The organism is Sinorhizobium sp. 6-70, from assembly GCF_030124375.1.
Taxonomy (GTDB): domain Bacteria; phylum Pseudomonadota; class Alphaproteobacteria; order Rhizobiales; family Rhizobiaceae; genus Sinorhizobium.
This window is the reverse complement of the sequence record NZ_JASKLS010000017.1, coordinates 124,199-146,393: the sequence shown is the minus strand read 5'-3', so window position 1 is coordinate 146,393 and position 22,195 is coordinate 124,199. Positions and strand designations below refer to the sequence as shown.

Annotated in this window: 20 protein-coding genes; 11 read left to right on the top strand and 9 right to left on the bottom strand. The window is 61.6% G+C overall.

Annotated elements, in window-relative coordinates; all coding sequences use genetic code 11:
- Together QN222_RS26110 and QN222_RS26105 are read right to left on the bottom strand one after the other, a co-directional pair.
- On the bottom strand, positions 1-171 hold a 171-nt coding region (locus tag QN222_RS26110), incomplete at its 3' end, for a phosphoadenosine phosphosulfate reductase family protein (protein ID WP_283965262.1).
- Positions 172-509: 338 nt separating this feature from the next.
- Complete coding sequence (locus tag QN222_RS26105; protein WP_283965251.1) at positions 510-1,739, bottom strand: ROK family transcriptional regulator; 1,230 nt, start codon at positions 1,737-1,739, stop codon at positions 510-512.
- 331 nt (positions 1,740-2,070) lie between these two features.
- Here QN222_RS26105 and QN222_RS26100 point away from each other — a divergent pair, with 331 nt between their 5' ends.
- The 7 genes from QN222_RS26100 to QN222_RS26070 all read left to right on the top strand — a co-directional run bounded on the left by QN222_RS26100 (position 2,071) and on the right by QN222_RS26070 (position 9,458).
- Complete coding sequence (locus tag QN222_RS26100; RefSeq protein WP_283965252.1) at positions 2,071-3,309, top strand: extracellular solute-binding protein; 1,239 nt, start codon at positions 2,071-2,073, stop codon at positions 3,307-3,309.
- Positions 3,310-3,444: 135 nt separating this feature from the next.
- Positions 3,445-4,326 carry a sugar ABC transporter permease gene (locus tag QN222_RS26095; RefSeq protein WP_283965263.1) on the top strand — a complete coding sequence of 294 codons (882 nt, stop codon included), beginning with the start codon at positions 3,445-3,447 and terminating at the stop codon, positions 4,324-4,326.
- Positions 4,326-5,171 carry a carbohydrate ABC transporter permease gene (locus tag QN222_RS26090; protein ID WP_283965253.1) on the top strand — a complete coding sequence of 282 codons (846 nt, stop codon included), beginning with the start codon at positions 4,326-4,328 and terminating at the stop codon, positions 5,169-5,171. The genes QN222_RS26095 and QN222_RS26090 overlap by 1 nt, the downstream gene beginning before the upstream one ends.
- A complete protein-coding gene (locus tag QN222_RS26085; protein ID WP_283965254.1) occupies positions 5,168-6,193 on the top strand; it encodes an SIS domain-containing protein in 1,026 nt (341 codons plus the stop codon). Before QN222_RS26090 ends, QN222_RS26085 begins: the two co-directional genes overlap by 4 nt.
- Before the next feature lie 4 nt (positions 6,194-6,197).
- The gene (locus QN222_RS26080; RefSeq protein WP_283965255.1) at positions 6,198-7,133 is read left to right on the top strand and encodes a PfkB family carbohydrate kinase; all 936 of its coding nucleotides are present in this window, start codon (positions 6,198-6,200) and stop codon (positions 7,131-7,133) included.
- The gene (locus tag QN222_RS26075; protein WP_283965256.1) at positions 7,130-8,215 is read left to right on the top strand and encodes an ABC transporter ATP-binding protein; all 1,086 of its coding nucleotides are present in this window, start codon (positions 7,130-7,132) and stop codon (positions 8,213-8,215) included. Before QN222_RS26080 ends, QN222_RS26075 begins: the two co-directional genes overlap by 4 nt.
- A gap of 184 nt (positions 8,216-8,399) precedes the next feature.
- Positions 8,400-9,458 carry a D-TA family PLP-dependent enzyme gene (locus QN222_RS26070; protein ID WP_283965257.1) on the top strand — a complete coding sequence of 353 codons (1,059 nt, stop codon included), beginning with the start codon at positions 8,400-8,402 and terminating at the stop codon, positions 9,456-9,458.
- 61 nt (positions 9,459-9,519) lie between these two features.
- Here QN222_RS26070 and QN222_RS26065 read toward each other — a convergent pair whose 3' ends face one another.
- From QN222_RS26065 to QN222_RS26035, 7 genes are all read right to left on the bottom strand, one after another.
- A complete protein-coding gene (locus QN222_RS26065; RefSeq protein ID WP_283965258.1) occupies positions 9,520-10,440 on the bottom strand; it encodes a transcriptional regulator in 921 nt (306 codons plus the stop codon).
- Positions 10,441-10,555: 115 nt separating this feature from the next.
- On the bottom strand, positions 10,556-11,380 hold the full coding sequence (locus tag QN222_RS26060; protein WP_283965259.1) for a carbohydrate ABC transporter permease: 825 nt from the start codon (positions 11,378-11,380) through the stop codon (positions 10,556-10,558).
- A gap of 3 nt (positions 11,381-11,383) precedes the next feature.
- The gene (locus QN222_RS26055) at positions 11,384-12,217 is read right to left on the bottom strand and encodes a sugar ABC transporter permease (RefSeq protein ID WP_283965264.1); all 834 of its coding nucleotides are present in this window, start codon (positions 12,215-12,217) and stop codon (positions 11,384-11,386) included.
- A 116-nt stretch (positions 12,218-12,333) separates the two neighbouring features.
- On the bottom strand, positions 12,334-13,602 hold the full coding sequence (locus QN222_RS26050) for an ABC transporter substrate-binding protein (RefSeq protein WP_283965260.1): 1,269 nt from the start codon (positions 13,600-13,602) through the stop codon (positions 12,334-12,336).
- A gap of 155 nt (positions 13,603-13,757) precedes the next feature.
- Positions 13,758-14,846 (bottom strand): ABC transporter ATP-binding protein, encoded by a 1,089-nt coding sequence (locus QN222_RS26045; RefSeq protein WP_283965261.1) that lies wholly within the window; start codon positions 14,844-14,846, stop codon positions 13,758-13,760.
- A gap of 80 nt (positions 14,847-14,926) precedes the next feature.
- Positions 14,927-16,447, bottom strand: coding sequence for an alpha-N-arabinofuranosidase (locus QN222_RS26040; protein WP_284005654.1), 1,521 nt, complete (start codon positions 16,445-16,447; stop codon positions 14,927-14,929).
- Between the two features lie 184 nt (positions 16,448-16,631).
- Positions 16,632-17,948, bottom strand: coding sequence for a hemolysin family protein (locus QN222_RS26035; RefSeq protein ID WP_283965441.1), 1,317 nt, complete (start codon positions 17,946-17,948; stop codon positions 16,632-16,634).
- Between the two features lie 303 nt (positions 17,949-18,251).
- Between QN222_RS26035 and QN222_RS26030 the strand changes: the two genes are divergently transcribed.
- The 4 genes from QN222_RS26030 to cysW all read left to right on the top strand — a co-directional run bounded on the left by QN222_RS26030 (position 18,252) and on the right by cysW (position 22,181).
- Entirely contained in the window at positions 18,252-19,175 is a 924-nt protein-coding gene (locus QN222_RS26030; RefSeq protein WP_283965442.1) for a sugar kinase, read from the top strand.
- Between the two features lie 239 nt (positions 19,176-19,414).
- A complete protein-coding gene (locus QN222_RS26025) occupies positions 19,415-20,440 on the top strand; it encodes a sulfate ABC transporter substrate-binding protein (protein ID WP_283965443.1) in 1,026 nt (341 codons plus the stop codon).
- Positions 20,441-20,446: 6 nt separating this feature from the next.
- Positions 20,447-21,304 carry a sulfate ABC transporter permease subunit CysT gene (cysT, locus tag QN222_RS26020; RefSeq protein ID WP_283965444.1) on the top strand — a complete coding sequence of 286 codons (858 nt, stop codon included), beginning with the start codon at positions 20,447-20,449 and terminating at the stop codon, positions 21,302-21,304.
- On the top strand, positions 21,294-22,181 hold the full coding sequence (gene cysW, locus QN222_RS26015) for a sulfate ABC transporter permease subunit CysW (protein WP_283965445.1): 888 nt from the start codon (positions 21,294-21,296) through the stop codon (positions 22,179-22,181). Before cysT ends, cysW begins: the two co-directional genes overlap by 11 nt.
- The last annotated feature ends 14 nt before the right edge of the window (positions 22,182-22,195 follow it).

The window sequence follows — 22,195 nt, the reverse complement described above, 5'->3', positions numbered from 1 at the left end:
GAAAGGGAAAGGTGGCTTGGATGGAAAAAACGCTTTCATCGCCAGATGCAACAAGACGGAAGAGTCTTTTCCGATGGAATAAAGTACAACCGGATTTGAAAACGTCGCAACAACTTCGCGAATGGCGTGAATTGCTTCAGCTTCAAGTCGCCGAAGATGGGAAAGAGACATATCGCAATCCCTCTATCAAAATTCAAAATTTTTATACGTGCAATGACTAAGTCTGCCGCGCTCGAAAGCATCGCGGCCTAAAGTATTAATTAGTCGCAGCCGGCGAAAATAAGGCCGGATCGCTGCGCGCAGGTATTTAAACGCTATATCGCTAATATTTCAAGCATCCGGGAAAATGATTCTCGTCACCTATGACCGACTAGCAAGCTTTTCCCTGCGCACTTGACCGCGCGAGATTTCCTCTGCTTGACCCCGGGGAGGAAGAAAGCGACCGATGCGGTGATATCGCGGAACGCTGGCGCTGCTCCGGCGGTCGCCGCCGGCAACAGCTTGCCTGTTCAGACTGCACCCGCGATGCGCGTCTTCAGGATTGCGGAAAAACGAGGGTCGAAAGTCCGGCTGATCGGCTCCGCCGCTGCACCGATCGCCACGGCCCAAGGGTCGGTAAAGCCCAGTTGCAGGCGCGGCATGCTTCGGGCGCGATGCTCCGCAATCGAAGGCAGCAACGGATGGATGGCCTCGATCAACAGGCGGGCGAGACCCGGCGGCATGCCGCCGCACAGGATAATGGTTTGTGGATCGAAAATGCTCTCCAACGCCTGAATGGCGGCCTGCAGCTCGAATGCCACGTCTTCGACCCAGGCGGTGACGCGTGCGTCCGGTCCGCCCGCGATCTCGTCGATCCGGCGATAAAGATCCGGATTGGCCGGATCGAGGCCAAGGATCTTGCTGAGCGACGCGATGGAAGCCCGGTGTTCGAGCGGCGCTCGCTGGATGCCGTACACGGCGCGCGGCTGACTCAAGATCATGCCGATCTCGCCGGCATTGCCGTTGGCGCCGCGATAAAGTTCGCCATTGAGGATCAGCCCGGCGCCGAGGCCGTAGCCAAGATAGATGCAGATCGCCTGATCGACGCCGTGCGCCGCGCCGACCATCTTCTCGGCCGTCGCGGCTGCGGCTGCGTCGTTCTGTAAGCGCACGTCGAGACCGGTGCCGACCGACAGCGTTTCCAGGAGAGGAAACTTCTGCCAGGCCGCCATCATCCAGGGATCGTCGGCGTCCGCCTCGATGCCGAACGGCCCGGGCATAGCAACGCCAAGACCGACGAAGCGGTCCCTGGACTGCGGCGCGATCCCTGTCAGGTCGCGACGCGTCCTGGCAATCAAGTCCAGAATGGTCGCGACACCCGTCGCCGGGCCACCGGCAGGCAGGTTCGCCTCGCCGCGTGCGAGCACAGTGCCGATCAGATCGACCGCGATCGTGCGCGTGACATGCCGGTCAATCTGCAGGCCGATCGCGAAGGCGCCTTCGGGAACCAGCCGGTAGGGCGTCGACGGCTGCCCCCTGCCCTTGCGCACGGCGGCGAGAGACGTGACCAGGCCGTCGCATTCGAGCTCCTCGATAATGTTCGATACGGTCTGTTTGGTGAGCGCGGTCGCCCGCGCCAGATCGGCGCGCGACAATTGCCCGTTCAACCGCAAAGCGTCGATCATCACGCGGCGGTTGTGCGCGCTGGTCCCCTCCTGATTGGTCCCGCTCTTGGCCCGGATGGGGCGCATCTCGTTCATCCACAAATCCCGCTTGACACTGTTAGAATATTGGCGAAGAAATAAGTCAAGACAATTGACTTAATAAGAGGTCGCAAGAACCTCGGGGGAACGAAGGCGACGGTGCCGTGCTGTCGCAAACGCTCCGATTGATTTGTCGACGGCCGCCGCGCTACTGCATGTGTCCTTATATCGTAGCGATTTAAGGATGAAAACATGCAGCAATTCAGAGTGTTACAGCGTCCTTTGCGCGTCTGACAGAACGCGCGGGCGCTGTAGTGGCGGATTCTTCGCATCCGGCGCGCGGATGAGCCGCGCCGGGAACTGAAACGATCGGTTATTGGAGGCAACAATGTTGAAATCCACGCGCAATGCACTGCTTGGCGCTGCCCTTGTCGGAATATCCTTCAGCGGCGAGGCTTATGCGGAAACGACGCTGAACGCGCTGTTCATGGCTCAGGCCGCCTATAGCGAGGCCGATGTTCGCGCCATGACGGAGGCCTTCACCAAGGCCAACCCGGACGTAAAGGTCAATCTCGAATTCGTCCCCTATGAAGGACTGCACGACAAGACCGTGCTGGCGCAGGGCTCCGGCGGCGGTTACGACGTCGTTCTCTTCGACGTCATCTGGCCGGCCGAATACGCCACCAACAAGGTGCTGGTCGATGTCACCGACCGCATCACCGACGAGATGAAGAATGGCGTTCTGCCGGGTGCCTGGACCACGGTCGAATATGACGGCAAGCGCTACGGCATGCCGTGGATCCTCGATACCAAATATCTGTTCTACAACAAGGAAATCCTGGAAAAGGCCGGCATCACCGCGCCGCCGAAGACCTGGGACGAGCTTGCCGAACAGGCAAAGACGATCAAGGACAAGGGATTGCTCGCAACCCCCATCGCCTGGAGCTGGTCGCAGGCCGAAGCCGCGATCTGCGATTACACGACGCTGGTCAGCGCCTATGGCGGCAAGTTCATCGACGGCGGCAAGCCGGCCTTTACCACCGGCGGCGGTCTCGATGCGCTGAACTACATGGTTTCGAGCTACACCTCCGGCATCACCAATCCGAACTCCAAGGAATTCCTGGAGGAGGACGTGCGCAAGGTGTTCCAGAACGGCGAGGCGGCCTTTGCGCTCAACTGGACCTATATGTACAACCTCGCCAACGACCCCAAGGAAAGCAAGGTCGCCGGCAAGGTCGGCGTGGTGCCGGCTCCGGGCGTCGCCGGCAAGAGCGAGGTTTCGGCCGTCAACGGCTCGATGGGCCTCGGTATCACCTCTACAAGCCAGCATCCGGACGAAGCATGGAAATACATCGTCCACATGACCTCTCAGCCGACGCAGAACGCCTATGCGAAGCTCAGCCTGCCGATCTGGGCCTCGTCCTACGAGGACGCCAGCGTGACGAAAGGCCAGGAAGAGCTGATCGCGGCAGCGAAGCGCGGCCTTGCGGCGATGTATCCGCGGCCGACGACGCCGAAATATCAGGAGCTTTCGACAGCCCTGCAGCAGGCGATCCAGGAAGCGTTGCTCGGCCAGACTTCCGCCGAAGACGCCTTGAAGACGGCTGCCGAGAACAGCGGCCTCTGAGTACGCCAGATCACGTTCCGGGCGGCCGGCCCGCCCGGAACGTGAACGAAGCCCGCGGCTTCTTCGAATCCTCGGCATGGCCGAGCCATGATGAATCGCATGAACGGCCCGGACGGCCGCAAGGGTCCTCATCCGATGCCCGGTACCTGGATAACAACACGCGCGTGGCTTTTGATGCTGCCGCTGCTCGTGGTCATGATCGCCGTCATCGGATGGCCGTTGGTCGACACGGTGCGGCTCTCCTTCACCGACGCGAAACTCGTCGGCACCGCCGGCGGTTTCGTCGCGCTCGACAACTACGCTAAACTGCTCGGCGGGGCGAGTTTCCAGCGGGCGCTGATCACGACGACCTGGTTTGCGGTCGTGTCCGTCGCCGCCGAAATGGTGCTCGGCGTGCTCGCCGCGCTGCTGCTCAACCAGCAATTTCGCGGCCGTACGGCGCTCAGAGCCTTGATGATCCTGCCATGGGCCCTGCCGACGGTTGTCAACGCGACGCTGTGGCGGTTGATCTACAATCCGGAATACGGCGCCCTCAACGCCGCACTTACCCAGCTCGGGCTTATCGACAGCTATCGCTCCTGGCTCGGCGAGCCTGGCTCGGCTCTCACTGCACTGATCGTCGCCGATTGCTGGAAGAATTTTCCGCTGGTGGCGCTCATCGCGCTCGCAGCGCTTCAGGCCGTTCCCCGCGACATCACCGCGGCAGCGCTTGTCGACGGCGCTGGCCCGTTCAATCGCTTTCGCTACGTGATCATGCCCTATCTCGCGGGGCCTCTCCTGGTGGCGCTGGTGCTACGCACGATCGAGGCGTTCAAGGTCTTCGACATCATCTGGGTGATGACGCGCGGCGGACCGGCAAACAGCACGCGCACGCTCTCGATCCTCGTCTACCAGGAAGCCTTCTCCTTCCAACGAGCGGGCTCCGGGGCCTCACTCGCGCTCATCGTCACGCTGCTCGTGACCCTTCTCGCGGTTGCCTACGCGGCGCTGCTTCGCAAGGCCGCGGGAGCATCGTGATGGAACGCCAGAACCCGCTCTTCACCGCCTTCGTCTATCTGAGCGCGCTGCTGCTTGCGATCATCATCCTGGCGCCGCTCGCCTGGCTCTTCGTCATGAGCATCTCGTCGGCCGCCGACCTTTCCGCCAAGCCGCTCAACTGGTGGCCGGACGAGATCGATCTTTCGCGCTACCGCGCCCTGCTTTCGACGATCGAGAACAGCGCCGGCGCCGCCTTCGTCGCCTCGCTGCTCAACAGCCTGAAGGTCGCCGGCATGGCGACGCTGGCCGCGGTTGCCGTTGCCATTCCCGCCGCCTGGGCGGTCTCGCGTACGCCCACGGTCTCCTGGTCGCTCTACGCGGTGATCGCCACCTATATGCTGCCGCCAGTGGCGCTCGCGGTGCCGCTCTATATGGGGCTTGCCTATCTCGGCCTGCTCAACTCCGTCTTCGGCCTGGCGCTCGTCTATCTCACCATCCTCGCACCCTTCACCACCTGGTTGCTGAAGTCAGGCTTCGATTCCATACCCAGGGAAATCGAAAGCGCCGCGATGATCGACGGCGCTCGGCTCGACCAGATCCTGCGCCTGCTGACGCTACCGCTTGCCGCCCCGGTGATGGCGACCTCCGCGCTCTTTGCCTTTCTGCTCGCCTGGGACGAATTCTTCTACGCGCTGCTCTTCACCTCCGACCTGCGCGCCAAGACGCTTACCGTCGCCATAGCGGATCTCGCCGGCGGCCGTGTTTCCGATTACGGATTGATCGCCACCGCCGGTGTGCTAGCCGCCCTCCCCCCGGTGCTGATCGGTCTCGTCATGCAACGGGCCTTGATTTCCGGGCTCACAAGCGGCGGCGTCAAAGGATGATGATGAAGGTTTCCAAGGAACGCTCCGCCGGGCTCATCGCGATCGACAAGGAAATGGCGCGCCAGCACGCAGACGCCATCGAGTCCTTCGAACGGTCGGCACCCCTCGCGCAGAAAGTTGCGGCGTCACTGCGATCGACAGGCCGCCTCATCCTGTTGGGCATGGGCGGCTCGCATGCCGTCGGGCGCGCGGTCGAGCCGATCTACCGAGCGTTCGGTATCGAGGCCGTGGCGCTGCCTCTCTCCGAGCAGCTCGGACAGCCATTACCCATTGAAGGAAAAACCGTCCTGATCACCTCACAATCGGGCGAAAGCGCCGAGGTGTTGCGCTGGTTCAAGGAGACCAACGGCGGCGCCGCCGATACGTTCGGACTGACGCTGGAAGGCAATTCGTTTCTGGCGCGCACCGCGCCATCGCTCATCGGCGCCGGTGGCACGGAACAGGCCTTCGCGGCAACCCGCAGTCTGACGATCAGTTTCGCGCTGCACCTTTCGGTCCTTGCCGCCCTCGGTGATGATCCGGCCGGCGCGCTTCAAGCCCTTCGCGAGCCGGAAGCCCCGGCGATCGACGATGCGCTTGCCGCGCTCGCCGTCGTGCGCGCCGTGGTCACCTCCGGCCGCAGGCTGCAAGGCCTTGCCGAGGCGATCGGGCTCGGACTCACCGAGCTGTCGCGCCTTCCCTGCTTCTCGCTCGAAGGCGGACAGCTTCGCCACGGCCCGATGGAAATGCTCGGCCCGTCTGTCGGGGTCGTACTCTTCCGCGCTAGCGACCCGACGGCAGGTCTCGTGGCCGCGATGGCGACCTCCGCTGCAGAAGCGGGCTCGCCGGTGATCGTCTTCGATGCTTCCGGCGAACCGCCGGTCGAAGGAGTGGTGACCATCCGCTTCCGGCGCGCCGCGGGCCTGGCGGCCTTATTTGCCATGCTGCCGGTCGCGCAGTCGCTGATGCTCGCCTTCGCGGATGCGCGCGTCGACAATGCGGGCACGCCAGTGCGCTCCACCAAGATCACCCGGAGCGAATGAAGCCATGCGCCCGCTTGCAGTCATCGGCAACGCCAACATCGACCTGATCCTCGGCCCGGCCGAGCCGTGGCCGAAGGCTGGCACGGAAATTATCGTCGATCATGACGAGCTGCGCGTCGGCGGCTGCGCCGGCAACAGCGCGCTTGCCTGGGATTCGCTCGGCGTCGACTATGCGATTGCCGCGAATGTCGGCAATGACCAGTTCGGCACCTGGCTGAAGGAGGCCTTCGGCGTACGCGCCGAGCGCTGGCCGGTCGAAGCCGTGGGCACGACGCTGTCGGTCGGGATCACCCACCCGGACGGCGAGCGCACGTTCTTCACCACGCGGGGGCACCTGCCGCTCTTCAGCTTCGACGCGGTGCGCACGATGCTTGACGGCGAACGTCTTCACGGCGGATGTGCGCTGCTCGCCGGCTCATTCCTGACCGACGCGCTGACGCATGCCTATGACGCGTTCTTCGACTGGGCCGACGCGCATGACATTGCGGTCGCGCTCGACACCGGCTGGCCGCTCGACGGCTGGACCGAGGCGAACAAGCGCAAGACTCTCGACTGGCTGAAACGCTGCCATTGCGCGCTCTTCAACGAAGTCGAGACGACGACCCTGACCGGAGAGACCGACCCCGGCGAGGCCGCTCGCCACCTGAAGGCACGCATGCCTTCCGAAGCGATCGTCGTCGTCAAGCGCGGGCCCCATGGTGCGCTTGCCCTAGACCAGACCGGAGCGCAGTTCTCGGTTCCAGCGCCTCGCGTCGACGTCGTCGATACGATCGGCGCCGGCGATGTCTTCAACGCCGGTTTTCTGGCCGCACTTGCCACCGACTTGCCGCTCGAACAGTGTCTCAGGGTTGGCGTCACAGTCGCATCCGAAGCCATCTCCACGCTGCCGCGCAGCTATGGCAAACCCCTTTCGGCCTTCCTTGAGGAGACCAGGAAATGAGCGCACTCGAAATCCGCGACATCCACAAGCGCTATGGCGAGGTGGAAACGCTGAGGGGCATCGACATCGCGCTCGAAGGCGGCGAGTTCCTGGTGCTCCTCGGCTCGTCCGGTTGCGGCAAGTCGACCCTCTTGAACATCATCGCCGGGCTTGCGGAGCCAAGCGGCGGAGACGTCCTGATCGGCGAACGCTCGATCCTGGGCTTGCATCCCAAGGACAGGGACATCGCCATGGTGTTCCAGTCCTACGCGCTCTATCCGAACATGAGCGTCGCCCGCAACATCGGCTTCGGCCTTGAGATGCGCAAGGTGCCGGCGGCCGAGCGCGAAAGGGCGGTGCGCGATACGGCTCGGCTTCTTCAGATCGAAAATCTTCTCGACCGCAAGCCGAGCCAGCTTTCCGGCGGCCAGCGCCAGCGTGTTGCGATCGGCCGGGCGCTGGTGCGCGATCCGCAGGTCTTTCTTTTCGACGAGCCGCTGTCGAACCTCGACGCCAAGCTGCGCATGGAGATGCGTACCGAACTGAAGCGCCTGCATCAGATGCTGAAGACGACCGTCGTCTACGTGACCCATGACCAGATCGAGGCGATGACGCTTGCGACCCGCATCGCCGTCATGCGCGACGGCCGCATCGAACAGCTCGGGACGCCGGAGGAAATCTACGACCGGCCGGCAACGCTCTACGTCGCCGGCTTCGTCGGTTCGCCGCCGATGAACATTCTCGACGCGGAAGTTGTCGGAAACGCTCTCAGGCTTGTCGGCTCGGAGGAAACGCTGCCACTGCCGGCGGATTTCACCAGTACCGCGGCGGCGGGTCGGCGCGTCAAGGTCGGCATCCGCCCGGAGGCGCTGCGGCTGGCAAACACCGATACACCGGGCGCCTCCGTCAGGGCGCAAGTCGAAGTCGTGGAACTGACGGGACCGGAATTGGTCACGACGGCAAAGCTCGGCGAACAGACGATCACCGCCTGCCTTCCGCCGCGCACGCGTTTTGGCGCCGGATCGCAACAGCTCTTCTCCTTCGATGAGGCGGTGCTGCATCTCTTCGATCCCGAGAGCGGCCGGTCGCTGCGGCCTGTATGAAAACCGGCTCGGGATGAGCGAGAAACGACGCCATTCCGAACGGAAAACCGTTTGACACTTTTCCTGGAATTGCTCCAAGTTCACCACAACCCATGATTTGCCGTAGATCATTTGAAATCGCGCAATTCCGGACGGAAAACCGTTACACACCTTTCCTGGAACTGCTCTAAAGGAAACCTGCCGTATGACCCTGCCGATCGAAACGCCCGCTGTGCTGGTCGACATCGCGATCGCCCGCCGCAACATCCGCGCGTTCCAGGACTACGCGGATCGCCACGGCATTCGGGTGCGGCCGCACATAAAGACGCACAAGCTCCCGCAGATGGCCGAGTTGCAGCTCGAAGCCGGAGCGATCGGCATAACCTGCCAGAAGGTCACCGAGGCCGAGGCGATGGTCGAGGGCAGCACGCAGATCAAGGACGTGCTGATCACCTACAACATCCTCGGAGCGGAAAAGCTTGCGCGTCTCGCGGAACTCAACAAACGCGTCACGCTCAGCGTGGTCGCCGACAACCGGACCGTCATCGACGGCCTGTCGGGCCGTTTCGCACGCGAAGACGAACCTCTGACCGTGCTTGTCGAATGCAACACCGGCGCCGATCGTTGCGGCGTGGCGACTCCCACCGAGGCCGCGAGCCTCGCCCGGCGCATAGCCGATGCGCCCGGATTGCACTTCGGCGGGCTGATGACCTATCCGCCGGTTGGCGGAACGGAGCGCGTCCAGGCCTTCATGAGCGAGGCAAAGCGGCTGATCGAAGCGGACGGCATCGACGTGCCGACGGTCACCTCCGGCGGCACGCCGAACATGATGGAAGCGGCTGGTGCTTCCGTCGCGACCGAACACCGTCCGGGGACCTATATCTACAACGATCGCTCTCTCGTCGCCCGCGGCGTGGCGACGTGGGACGATTGCGCACTGACGGTGCTTGCGACGGTCGTCTCGGTTCCGGCCGAAAACAGGGCGATCATTGATGCCGGCAGCAAGGTCCTAACCTCCGACCTTCTCGGTCTTTCCGGCTACGGCCATGTGCTCGGACGCGACGACGTCAGGATCGACCAGCTTTCGGAAGAGCACGGCAGGCTGGTCTCCGACGGCCCGATCAACCTGAAGGTCGGCCAAAAGCTACGCATCGTCCCGAACCACGCCTGCGTCGTGACCAACATGGTCGATGCGGTTCATATCGTCGAAGGAAATGAGGCGAGGGCGACCTGGCCCATTATCGCGCGCGGCCGAGTGCTTTAGTAGCGAGCCTTCGCGAACGGGTTGGCACGTCGACCAATCCATCAGACATCGCTTCCGACGCTCAGAAGTGAATGGTCATCACGATGTCCTGGTCGAAGTCGCCAAAGCCTTTGCCGAAGATGTTCAGCCCACCGGGATTCTCGGCCTTTTCATCGATGCCGATGCGAAACCGGATCGAGTGATGATCGGGAATTCCGAGCGATGCGATCGTCTGGGTCGACACCATGGCGCCGTCGATCCAGGTCCCCCGGTCGTCGATGGTCCAGGTCTTGAGCTTGCCGTATTGCGAGCCGCTGAGCTTCCACCACGCCGGCGAATAGATCCCCCGGCGATCGCCGAAGTCGCCCGGCGATGTCCAGTAGCCGGCTTTGACGCCGTTTATCCATATGGAGATATCGGACGGCCAGTTGGCGTTGGTGGCCGGCGTCTCGGAACTCAACTCAGCTGAGAACTCGATCTTGCGGACCGGCCGGCCGCTGACCTTGGCATTGTTCGGAAATTTGTATTCGACATAGCCGCGCGTGAACCAGAGAAGTGCTGCCTGCATGCGCTGCGGGTCGAGGAAGACTTCCTGGACGTCGAGCATGCCAATCACATTGTTGACGGAGCAAAGACCGCAGGGCGCCTCGACCTCGAATTCGGTGAAGAGGCCGATCGGCATGCTGACGGTGACGATATCGGGCGAATGATTGGTGCGGTTGTCGAACCGGATGAGGATTTCGCCATAGATGCTGGAGCAGATCTTCTGGTTGCCCTTCGAAGCCTTCATCGTGTGCGTCTGGATCAGCCCGGCTTTCTCGAGCGACCTGAGGTTCGTCGCGACCGTCGATTGCGGCATCGCCATATGCACGGCAATGTCGTTGACGTTCAATGGCCCCTTCAGACGCAGGAGGTTGAGGATTTCGATGCGCGTGGCGGAGCCGAGCGCCTGCACGACCTCGACATCCTTGATCGGATCCACGGTTAAAAGTTTCGTCTCCATTCTTAGCTACTGGAACTCCGGCTCGGGCGCTGGCTGATCTGCTGATATCATGCATATCCGCCGGTTGTCGCATTGTTTTCCCTGTCGAGGGAGCGGCATGCCCCCTCGCGCTATTTCATCCTTTTATCCCGGACGACAGCATCAGCGCCTGGGTCACACGCTTCTGGAACAGAAGGTAGGCGACAGCGACCGGCATTGCCGCGAGGATCGCAACCGCCATGTCACGGGCGTATTTGACCCCGAAGGCATCGCCGACCTGGGTGATCCCGACCGTAACCGTCATCATTTCCTCCGAGCTCGTCACCAGGAAGGGCCAGAGGAAGGCGTTCCAGGCCATGATATAGGTGATGATGGCGAGCGCCGTGGTGATGCCCCAGTTCAGCGGCAGATAGAGACGGAAAAGGATCTGGAAATCGCCGCAGCCGTCGAGCTTGGCCGCTTCCCGGAGCTCCTTCGGTACGGAATCGAAGAACTGTTTGTAGACGATCACGACGACCGGAATGATGAGCTGCGGCAGGACGATGCCGCCCCAGCTATTGATCAGGCCGAAGCGGTGCATCAGCACGAACTGCGAGACGACGAGCGCCTGCGAGGGGACCATGAAGCTCGCGAGAATGATGCCGTAGAGCAGTCTGCGCCCGGCAAAGACAATCTGCGACAGGGCGTAGGCGCACATCACGCTGATCAGGATGACCACCACGGTGACGGCGATGGAGGTGACGATCGAGTTCACATACCAGGTGGCGAGCTTGGTCTCGAACAGGGCGAAGTAATAGGCCGAGAAATTGAAGACGTCAGGAATGAACGTCGTCTTGCTGACAACCTCCTGTTCCGGTTTCACCGAAGTGATCACCGCCCAATAGATCGGGAAGGCCCACATGCAGGCAACGCAAAGCGTGAGAACCAGGAGCAGGATGTTGCCGATGGATTTCCGTTGCATGGATCAGCGCTCCCTCACGCGCAAAAGCTGGTACTGCAGCACCGATACGCTGACGATGATCAGGAAGAGGAAGACCGCCACCGCAGAGCCGAGCCCGCCGTGATTGAGACGGAAAGCCTCTCGGTAGACGAGCTGGAGCAGCACGTAGGTCGAATTGAACGGTCCGCCTTCCGTCATCAGATACACCTGGTCGAAGATCTTGAGCTGCAGGATCAATTGAAGCGTCAGCACAAGGGCGGTGACAGGCCAGATCAGCGGCCAGGTGATACGGCAAAAACATTGCCAGCGCGTCGCGCCGTCAAGCGTCGCCGCCTCGTAGTAGTCGGCCGGGATGTTGCGCAGGCCGGCAATGAAAAGCAGAAGATTGAAGCCGTTGGTCCACCACACCGTGACCAGCGCCACCATCGGCATCGCCCATAGCGGATCACGAAAAACGCTGATGCGCTTGCCGGTGAAAAATTCGATTGCGTATTGAGCGACACCAAATTGCTGATCCAGCACCCATTGCCAGATCTGCGTCACGACCGATACCGGCAGGATGTAGGGCAGGAAGAACAGGACCAGTACCAAGCTCTGCAACCAGCCTCTCAGACGCACCACCATGAGCGCGAGGCCGAGCCCGATCAGCGTGTTCGGTACAACAGTAAGCACCACGAAATAGCCGGTGTTCCATACCGACGTATAGAAGAGTTTCTGATTGAGCAGCTTGATGTAATTGTCGAAACCGACCCACTCACCTTCGCCGATCAACGGCGCGTTCGTGAAGCTCAAGGCGAACATCTTGTAGACGGGATAGGCGAAAACCGTCAGGTAGGTGATCACGAATGGCGCGATCATCAAAACGACTGTAAGCCTCTTGCTCCGTCCCCCGCTCGTCCTCACCACAATTGTCCTCCGTTTTCATTGTTCGCCGTGGGACCAGCCGGCGACAGGCCGGCTGGTCCGTCGTCGTCTTACATCTGGCCCTTCAGCTCCTCCCGCATCTGCTCGATCGCTTCCTCGGGATCGAGCTGGCCGTTCAGGGCCGGCACGATGAAGTTCTGCGTTGCCTCGTAGATCGGCCCGGCAACGCCGGCGAGCGGCGAAACGGGATCGAAGACGGCTGTATCCGCAAGCTTTGCGTAAGTTGCATTGGGCTGCATTGCCTTGAACTCGGCGCTCTCAGTCACAGGTCTGAAGGCCGGGATATGCCCTGCGTCGGCCCATGAAAGGCTGTGTTCGTTCATCCATGCGATGATCTGGAGCACCGCTTTCAGCTTCTCCGGCGTGATCGGCTTGGCGTCGCTGTTCGGCACGGCGAAGGCGTGGGAGTCCGCCCAGGTGGCGGGCTGGCCCATCAGCACGGGAATCTGGATGGCGCCCCATTCGAAGCCGAGATTGCCGTTCTTCGCGAGGTCCGTCATGGTCGGCACTTCCCAGACGCCGTTGATGTGCATCGCCGCCTTGCCCGACGTGAAGAGCGCAATCGAGGCTTCGTAGGAAATCAGTTGCGGCGAATAGCCGGACGAAACCCAGTTTGCCATGGTCGTCAGCGCTTTCACGCCGGCGTCGCCGGGAAGAATTTCGTCGCCGTCGATAAACTTGCCCCCCTGTTGGGAAAGCAGCGTGTAGAACACGCGCCACATGGAGCCGCCTTCATCGGTGTGGAGCGAGAGCGGATACTGGACCTTGCCGGTCGCCTTGATCTTGTCGAGGGCGGCATTGAAATTGTCCAGTCCATCGAGGCCTTTCGGCAGCCCGTCATCGCCGAGCAGCCCCGCCTCCTTGAGGATATTCTTGTTGTAGTAGAGGACGATGGCGTGGACATCGAAGGGGATGCCGTAGACCTTGCCGTCGGCGGAGGCCGAGTTCCAGCTCGCCTCGACGTAATTTTCCTTTTTGATGCCGGCTTCCGCGAGTTCCTCCGGCGCCAGCGGCCGAAGAATTCCCGACGGTATCGCCAGCGGGAAGCGCGAAAGGTGATAGGTCATGATGTCCGGCTGCTGGCCGACAGCCGTCGACGTCTGCACCTTCGTGTAGAAGGGGACACCCCATTCGAGCGTCGTCGCATTGATCCTGATGTCCGGGTGGGTCTCGTTGAACTCCTTGATCAGCGCTTTCATGCGCACGCCGTCGCCGCCGCTCAGGAAGTCCCACCAGGTAATGTCGGTCTGCGCAAAGGCGGTTGCCGAAGGCAGGACCGCCAGCGCACCCGCAAGGACTAGTTTCAAAAGCTTCTTCACGTCTGTCTCCTCCTCGATACAAGCATGATGCTTCATTGAATCGGCGGATGTGATCGCGCCGCACTGCCTCCTTGTCCGGATGTTTTTCGCATCCGGCTTGCGAGCACCTTCAGCCCGCAATCCATATTTTCCGCTTCATATCCGTATTTCAGATATCAACGCAGTCGCCTGCCCTGTTCGTCGAAGGCAAACAAGCTGCCGAGATCCAGGCTAAGCTTCACTTCCTGCTTGGGGTGCGGCCGCTCCTCGCCGCGGCATTCGACCGTCATCTCCGCACCCGTTGCCGTCAGCACGTGCAGGTAGCCAGTTCCCCCCAGCTCCTCGATAAATTCGGCGCTCGCCTTAAGCGGCGCTCCTCCCTCCCGATCGCCAAGGGTGACATGCTCCGGTCGCACGCCGACAAAGATCTGGCTGCCGACAGGGGCCCTCGCCGATGAATTGATGCCGAAGGCGGCTCCCGGGGCGTCGTTGAGTTCGACGGCGAGCCGCGTTGCCTCGCTCCCCGTCACGCGCCCTTTAAGGAAGTTCATTCCCGGCGAACCAATAAAGCCTGCGACGAACATGTTGTCCGGGTTGCGATAGAGCTCGAGGGGAGCGCCGACCTGCTGGACGACGCCGCTCTTCAACACCACGATCTTGTCGGCGAGCGTCATCGCCTCCACCTGGTCGTGGGTGACGTAAATCATCGTCGCGCCGATCTGGCGATGCAGGCGGGCAATCTCCATGCGCATCTTCACCCGCAGTTCCGCGTCCAGGTTCGAAAGTGGTTCATCGAAGAGAAAGACGCGCGGCTCGCGGACAATGGCCCGGCCGATCGCCACACGCTGGCGCTGTCCGCCGGAAAGCTGGCTGGGCTTGTGGCTCAGATAGTCGGTCAGCCGGAGGATTTCCGCCGCTGCCTTTACCTTCGTCTCGATTTCGGCTTTCGGCCGGCGCGCGATGGAAAGGCTGAAGGCCATGTTGTCGAAGACGGATAAATGCGGATAGAGGGCATAGGATTGGAAGACCATCGCCACACCGCGCTTCGACGCCTCCTTGCGAGTAACGTCCTCGGCTTCGATCCTGATCTCGCCGCCGGTCGTTTCCTCCAGCCCGGCGATCATGCGCAGAAGAGTGGATTTCCCGCATCCGGAAGGGCCGACGAAAACGGCGAACTCCCCCTGCTCGATCTCGATGTCGACATCGTGGATCACCTTCATGGCGCCGAACGACTTGCTGACGCCGGTCAACTTGATTCCGGACATTGTGCCTCCCGCTAACGCATTGGAATCGATCACGTTCATGATGCGGGCGACCTCCCCGGCCGCCCGGACCAGCGGCCGATTCACGCCGACGCAACGGAAAGCAGAACGAAGTGATAGGATCTCGGCGGCAGCGTACCGACGAGCGTGCCGGCATCGTCGACGGCGAGTGCTTTCCCCGCCTTGGGCACGATGCGGTTCTGATCGTCGACCGAGTTGCGCGCCTTGAGATCCTCGCCCTCCAGCATCTGATGCTGAACGACCTTGGCTTGCTTGAAGCCCTGCAGATCGATCGTCAGGTCGAGCGGTTCATCGAGGCTGCGGTTTATGGCGAAGATCGCAAGTGACCTGCCATCCTCCTGAAGGACGGCCGAAAGATCGAGATAGGGTACGTCCTGCGCCACGTCGCAGTCGTAGGTCGGGCTCGACGCGGCAACGTTCAACGCCGTCCCGCGTCCGTATTTCGAGGCGTATTGGAGCGGATAATAGATCGACTGCCGCCAGGCCGGTCCGCCGGCCTTGGTCAGGATCGGCGCAATCACGTTGACGAGCTGCGCCATGCAGGCGATCTTCACCCGGTCGGACCGGCGGATGAAGACGTTGAGAAGCGAACCGACGAAGATCGCGTCCTCGAGATTGTACAGCTCTTCGAGAAGCGGCGGCGCTTCCGGCCAATCCCAGCTCGCGATGCGCTCGCCATCCTGCTTGCGGTCATGGTACCAGACATTCCACTCGTCAAAGCAGATCTTGACATCGCGCTTCGAGCGCTTCTTCGCCTTGATGTAGTCGATGACGCCGCCGATGGTGACAATGTAACGGTCGAGATCGATCGCCTTGGCATAGTAGTTGAGCGTGTCCTGCTCTTCGTTTCCGAAATATTTGTGAAGCGAGATATAGTCGACGCTGTCATAGCTGGCGTCGAGGACTGTCGCCTCCCACTCCGGATAGGTCTTCATCTTGTCGTTCGACGAGCCGCACACCACCGTCTCCAGCGTCTTGTCGAAATATTTGAAGGCCTTGCTCACTTCATTGGCGAGATGACCGTACTCGGCCGCGCTCTTGTGACCGACTTGCCAGGGTCCGTCGATCTCGTTGCCGAGGCACCAGATCCGTACATTGTGCGGTTCCCTGTATCCGTGCTTGGCGCGCAGATCGCTCCAATAGGTCCCGCCGGGATGGTTGCAATATTCGAGGAAGTTGCGGGCATCGTCCAGGCCGCGCGAGCCGAGGTTCATTGCCAGCATCATCTCGGTGCCGGCCAGCTTCGCCCAGTCAGCGAATTCATTGACGCCGACCTGATTGGTTTCGCGCGTGCGCCACGCCAGATCCAGCCGGACCGGGCGCTCCTGGCGCGGGCCGATGCCATCCTCCCAGCGGTAGGCGGAAACGAAATTGCCGCCGGGATAGCGCACGATCGGCATGTCGAGATCACGCATCATTTCGAGGACATCACGGCGAAAGCCATCCGCGTCGGCCTTCTCATGACCGGGTTCATAGATGCCCGTATAAACCGCCCGGCCCATGTGTTCCAGGAAGGAACCATAGACGCGCTTGTCGACGGTCGAGATCCTGTATTCCCGGTTGAGTGTGGCTTTCGCTCGCATGGGCTTCCTCGTTTGTTGAATTCGATTTTGCCCGAAGCTAATCTGTATGATTTTTCAAATCAACATTTTTGTTTTATATCAAAAAATCAGATATACACACTCGGCCACATTAACACCCGATCCTTGAAGAGCGTCCGGATACTGGCGTGAACAGCGGACGTCCGGACACGGCAAAAAGGGGATGTCAGCCAATTCGCGACGCCAGAAGCTTGTCGATGCGCATGCCGTCCATGTCGACGATTTCGAAGCGCCAGCCCTCGAAATCGAAGCTCTCGCCCACATGCGGGAGATGGCCGAGGACCTGCAGTGCGAAGCCGGCGATCGTGTGGAAGTCGCCCTCCGGACGATCGTGGAAACCCAGCCTCTCGAAGGCGTCGTGCGCGGCCATCATGCCCTCGATCAGCATGCTGCCGTCCTCGCGCACCACGATGTCGGGCTCGACGGTTTCCGTATCCGGAAGGTCGCCGGCAATCGCCTCCAACAGGTCTGTCTGGGTGACGATCCCCTCCAGGCTGCCGTACTCGTCGATGATCGCGGCGAGGCGCACGGGAGCACTCTTGAATTTCTCGAGCACGCGGAAGACCGCTGTCGACTCGTGCAGGATCAGCGGCTCCCGAATAACGCCGAGAACGTCCACTGGTCGATGGTCGAGCAATTGGTCAAGCAGGTCCTTCTTGAGCACCATGCCCAGCGGGTAGTCGATGTTGCCCCTGCCGATCAGAAGCTGCTCGTGGTGACATTCCCTGACCGTCTTCAAGATCTCCTCCTGGCCGTCGTCGGCGTCGATCCAGTCGACCTCGATCCGGGGTGTCATGAAGTCGGAAATCCTCCGATCGCCGATGCTGAATATCCGCTCCACCAGTTCCTGCTGGGCCGCATCGAGAAGTCCAGCTTCCTGGCTTTCGGCGACAAGAAGCTTCAGTTCGGTCGGGGAATGCAGCGATGCCTCGCCTGCGCCGGGGCGCAGACCGACCAATCGAAGCACGAGATTGCCGAGGCCGTTGAGGGATAGGATCGCCGGGCGCAGCAGAAAGAGGAACAGCGCGAGCGGACGGACGACGGCCAGCGCCGTGCCCTCGCTGCGCTGCAATGCCAGGCTCTTCGGTGCCAGCTCGCCGAGGACGATATGCAGCGCCGTGATTATGATGAAGGAAACCGCGACGGCGATCGCGTGCGATCCGACCGATGCCCAGGCCGCAGGCAAGACCGTCAGCAACGGCGCGATCAGATGGGCGAGCGCGGGTTCGCCGACCCATCCCAGCGCCAGGGAGGATATCGTGATCCCAAGCTGCGTGGCCGCCAGATTGGCATCGAGATTATCGACGGCATGTTGGAGCGCGCTCGCGTTCATGCGCTTTTGCGCGACCAGTTCCGCCACGCGGCTGCGGCGAACCGAAACGAGCGAAAACTCGGCGGCGACAAAAAAGCCATTCGCGCCGACAAGCAGAAACACGGCCAATATCCCGAGATAATCGAGAATACTGCCATCGGAACCGGACATGATCTCCCTTCGGGCGGGTAACGCCTCGGACTGTTCAAGCTGCAATCAGCGTATCACGCTCTTGCCGCCGGAGGCAGACGAGAGATATCCGCGTGACGCAGGTTTGGGCGGCCCCGCCTCGATCGCCGATTTCATCACGGGTAGACGAGCGCGCCCAAAGCGCCCCCGGGGTGCGAATGGCAAATCTCTTTCGATTCACATCTAGATTTGCACCGGGGAACTTTTCTAGGATACGTGGACGGAAAGGTCGCTTGGTACCTTCTCGTCGACGCCTGCCCTCCCCTTCACTCATGGGATTACCCGATGCCAAAGACATTTCTCTCGATCGGCGAATGCATGATCGAACTCTCACAGGCCGGCGACGGCCATCTCAAGAAGGGTTTCGCAGGCGATAGCTTCAATACGGCGTGGTATGCCCGCGCCTTTCTCGGCGACGACTGGCGGGTAAGTTACTTCACGGCACTCGGAACGGACAGGCTTTCCGACGAAATGCTCGCCTTCATGAGCGGCGCCGGCATCGCCAGCGATCACGTGCGCCGCATCGAAGGGCGCAATCCCGGCATGTACATGATCCACCTGAAAAACGGCGAGCGCAGCTTCCAATACTGGCGGGAAACATCGGCGGCAAAGCTGCTGGCTGAAGATGGCGAGCGACTGCGCGCGGCAATCGATGACGCCGAGCTCATCTATTTCTCCGGCATCACGCTTGCGATCCTCTCGCCCGACGATCGGGCCCGCCTGCTGGATGAAATCCGCCGGGCGCGCGAATTGGGAAAGACCGTCGCGTTCGATCCGAATCTGCGGCCACGGCTGTGGCAAGACACCGAGACGATGTGTGCTGCGGTTTCGGACGGCGCTCGCGTGGCGACGATGGTCTTCCCGAGCTTCGACGACGAGCGCAGCTATTTTGGCGACGCTGACCGTCAAGCGACGGTGAAGCGTTACCGCGACCTCGGCGCGGGGCTTGTCGTGGTCAAGGACGGCGCGAACGGCATAACGATCGGCGACGCCGGATCACGCATCGATGTTCCCGCCCATCCCGCCGACCCGGTCAGGGACACGACCAGCGCCGGCGACAGCTTCAACGGGGCCTTCTTGGCGATGCACCTGCGGGGACAGCCCTCTCGCGACGCCGCGGCGTTCGCCGCAAAGGTCGCCGCACGCGTCATAGAGCAGCCCGGCGCCCTCATCGGACCGGAGCATTTGCCGCAACCGGAAATAGCCTGACATTCCACCCCGACAATAAGGACGGCCGCCGACGGGCGCGATATATGGCGCGATTCTAAAATGCCGTGCTATCTTGCGGCCCCCGGAGACACGGACAGGAGAACCAAGCGAGCAAAGAATTTCCGCAAACGCGACATTGGCGACAGAACATTTCGCAAATGCCGCGCGGCGCGTCATAAGTTTGCGTTGTAGTAGTCGATTAAATTGATAGTTTTATCTGGCAAAGGATGGAGGGCGATATGGGCTCGAATAGTCTTACCGGAATGATGAAACTAGCGCTTGTGGTCGGCAGCCTGCAGCTTGGCTCCATTGGCCTCGCTCAAGCGGATACAACGATCCTGAACGTATCCTACGATCCCACTCGGGAGCTCTACAAGGAAGTCAATGCGGCCTTCGCCGAAAAATGGAAGGCCGATACCGGCGAAACGGTGACGATCCAGACCTCTCATGGCGGCTCCGGCAAGCAGGCCCGGTCAGTGATCGACGGCCTCGAGGCAGACGTCGTGACGCTGGCGCTTGAAGCCGATATCGACGCGATCGCCAAGGAGAGCGGGAAAATTCCGGCCGACTGGAAAACCCGCTTCGCAAACAACAGCTCTCCCTACACCTCGACGATCGTTTTCCTCGTTCGCAAGGGCAATCCCAAAGGCATCAAGGACTGGGGCGATCTCGTCAAGGAAGACATCCAGGTAATCACCCCCAACCCGAAGACCTCGGGTGGTGCGCGCTGGAACTTCCTTGCAGCCTGGGCCTGGGCGCGGGCCGCCAATGGCGGCGACGATGCCAAGGCGCAGGAATATGTGGCGCAACTGTTCAAGCACGTGCCGGTTCTCGACACCGGCGCACGCGGCTCGACGACAACCTTCGTCCAGCGGGGCCTCGGCGACGTGCTGCTCGCCTGGGAAAATGAAGCCTACCTCTCGCTGGAAGAACTCGGTCCCGATAATTTCGAGATCGTGACGCCATCGACCTCGATCAAGGCCGAGCCGCCGGTCGCACTTGTGGACGGCAACGTCGACAGCAAGGGCACGCGGAAAGTGGCCGAAGCCTATCTGAACTACCTCTACAGCGATGTCGGCCAGAAGCTGGCGGCCAAGCACTACTACCGGCCCTTCAAGCCGGAGCTCGCGGACCCCAAGGACACGGCGCGCTTTGCCGATGTGAAGCTGGTCACTATTGACGAATTCGGCGGTTGGAAGGAAGCTCAGCCGAAGTTCTTCGCCGACGGCGGAATTTTCGACCAGATCTACAAGCCGGGACAATGATTTTTCATGGCCTTTCGCAGCAGCAGGCGATGGCAGTTTCGGCAGCCGAGCGTCATTCCGGGTTTCGGATTGGCGCTCGGCGTCACCCTGACATGGCTCACCCTCATCGTACTCATTCCGCTTTCAGGCCTCATCTGGCGCTCGAGCGGCCTTGGCTGGTCTAAATTCTTCGCGCTCGCCTCTGACGAGCGGACCGTCAATGCGTTGACGATCAGCTTCGGCACCGCTTTCGTGGCCGCCGTCATCAATCTCGTTTTTGGCGTCGTGCTTGCCTGGGTGCTCGTTCGCTACCGGTTTCCCGGAAAGCGCGTCATCGACGCCATGGTCGATCTGCCATTCGCGCTACCGACCGCGGTTGCCGGCATTGCGCTGACGGCGCTCTATGCACCGAACGGCTGGATCGGTTCGCTTCTCGCGCCCCTTGGCATCAAGATCGCCTTCACGCCCGCCGGCATCGTCGTGGCGCTCGTCTTCGTCGGCCTGCCCTTCGTGGTCAGAACGGTTCAGCCGATCATGGAGGAAATCGACAAGGAGGTGGAGGAGGCGGCCGCAACGCTTGGCGCCAGCCGCTTTCAGACGATCAGCCGCGTTCTGCTGCCCGGCCTTCTTCCGGCCGGGCTGACGGGCTTCGCACTCGCCTTTGCACGTGGCGTCGGCGAATACGGCTCCGTCATCTTCATCGCCGGTAACCTGCCTTACGTCTCGGAGATCGCGCCGCTCCTGATCATCATTCGCCTGGAGGAGTTCAACTATCCGGCGGCAACGGCGATTGCCGCGGTGATGCTGCTCCTTTCTTTCATCATGCTGCTGGTCATCAACACGATCCAGTCCTGGAGCAGACGGAGATACGGTTATGGCGCATGATGTCGGTTCTGCGTCGATTGCGGCGCCGTCAAATCTGGTCAGGGCGGCGACCTCGGAGACGCGGTTCGCACGCATGACGCTGATCGTCGTTGCTCTCGGTTTCGTCGCACTTTTCCTGCTGCTGCCGCTTGCCACGGTGTTTATCGAGGCGTTCCGCAAGGGACCGGCAGAGTTCCTCTCGGCGCTGCGTGATGCGGAGACCTTTTCCGCCATTCGCCTGACGTTGCTGGTTGCCGCGATCGCCGTGCCGCTCAATCTCGTCTTCGGGGTGGCGGCCGCCTGGGCGATCGCCAAGTTCGAGTTCAAGGGCAAGGCGTTCCTGACGACCCTGATCGACCTGCCCTTCTCGGTGTCGCCCGTGATTTCGGGCCTTGTCTTCGTGCTGCTCTTCGGGTCGCACAGCCTGCTCGGCCCGATCCTGCAAAGCTACGGTATCCAGATCCTCTTTGCCGTGCCCGCGCTGGTGCTTGCAACTGTCTTCGTCACCTTCCCCTTCGTCGCGCGCGAACTCATCCCGCTGATGCAGGAACAGGGGACCAGCGACGAGGAAGCGGCATTGTCGCTCGGCGCCACCGGCTGGCAAACCTTCTGGCATGTGACGCTGCCCAACATCAAATGGGGCCTGCTTTACGGCGTGCTTCTCTGCAACGCCCGCGCCATGGGTGAGTTCGGTGCCGTCTCCGTCGTTTCCGGCCATATTCGCGGCCAAACGAACACCATGCCGTTGCAGGTGGAAATCCTCTATAATGAGTACAATTTCGTCGCCGCCTTTGCAGTGGCGGCGCTCCTTGCGCTCCTGGCGCTGGTAACGCTCGTCCTGAAGACGGCACTTGAACTTCGATACAGCGACGAGATCGCTGCCAGCCGCAGGCATTGAAAGGTCCAGACATC

Bases quoted from the DNA above. Each gene is read 5' to 3' on its own strand.
- QN222_RS26105 (WP_283965251.1), bottom strand. From the start codon at position 1,739: ATGAACGAGATGCGCCCCATCCGGGCCAAGAGCGGGACCAATCAGGAG.
- QN222_RS26055 (WP_283965264.1), bottom strand. From the start codon at position 12,217: ATGATCGCGCCATTCGTGATCACCTACCTGACGGTTTTCGCCTATCCC.
- QN222_RS26045 (WP_283965261.1), bottom strand. From the start codon at position 14,846: ATGTCCGGAATCAAGTTGACCGGCGTCAGCAAGTCGTTCGGCGCCATG.
- QN222_RS26085 (WP_283965254.1), top strand. From the start codon at position 5,168: ATGATGATGAAGGTTTCCAAGGAACGCTCCGCCGGGCTCATCGCGATC.
- cysT (WP_283965444.1), top strand. From the start codon at position 20,447: ATGGCCTTTCGCAGCAGCAGGCGATGGCAGTTTCGGCAGCCGAGCGTC.
- QN222_RS26025 (WP_283965443.1), top strand. From the start codon at position 19,415: ATGGGCTCGAATAGTCTTACCGGAATGATGAAACTAGCGCTTGTGGTC.
- QN222_RS26060 (WP_283965259.1), bottom strand. From the start codon at position 11,380: ATGCAACGGAAATCCATCGGCAACATCCTGCTCCTGGTTCTCACGCTT.
- QN222_RS26070 (WP_283965257.1), top strand. From the start codon at position 8,400: ATGACCCTGCCGATCGAAACGCCCGCTGTGCTGGTCGACATCGCGATC.
- cysW (WP_283965445.1), top strand. From the start codon at position 21,294: ATGGCGCATGATGTCGGTTCTGCGTCGATTGCGGCGCCGTCAAATCTG.
- QN222_RS26065 (WP_283965258.1), bottom strand. From the start codon at position 10,440: ATGGAGACGAAACTTTTAACCGTGGATCCGATCAAGGATGTCGAGGTC.
- QN222_RS26035 (WP_283965441.1), bottom strand. From the start codon at position 17,948: ATGTCCGGTTCCGATGGCAGTATTCTCGATTATCTCGGGATATTGGCC.
- QN222_RS26040 (WP_284005654.1), bottom strand. From the start codon at position 16,447: ATGCGAGCGAAAGCCACACTCAACCGGGAATACAGGATCTCGACCGTC.
- QN222_RS26095 (WP_283965263.1), top strand. From the start codon at position 3,445: ATGCCCGGTACCTGGATAACAACACGCGCGTGGCTTTTGATGCTGCCG.
- QN222_RS26100 (WP_283965252.1), top strand. From the start codon at position 2,071: ATGTTGAAATCCACGCGCAATGCACTGCTTGGCGCTGCCCTTGTCGGA.
- QN222_RS26080 (WP_283965255.1), top strand. From the start codon at position 6,198: ATGCGCCCGCTTGCAGTCATCGGCAACGCCAACATCGACCTGATCCTC.
- QN222_RS26075 (WP_283965256.1), top strand. From the start codon at position 7,130: ATGAGCGCACTCGAAATCCGCGACATCCACAAGCGCTATGGCGAGGTG.
- QN222_RS26030 (WP_283965442.1), top strand. From the start codon at position 18,252: ATGCCAAAGACATTTCTCTCGATCGGCGAATGCATGATCGAACTCTCA.
- QN222_RS26090 (WP_283965253.1), top strand. From the start codon at position 4,326: ATGGAACGCCAGAACCCGCTCTTCACCGCCTTCGTCTATCTGAGCGCG.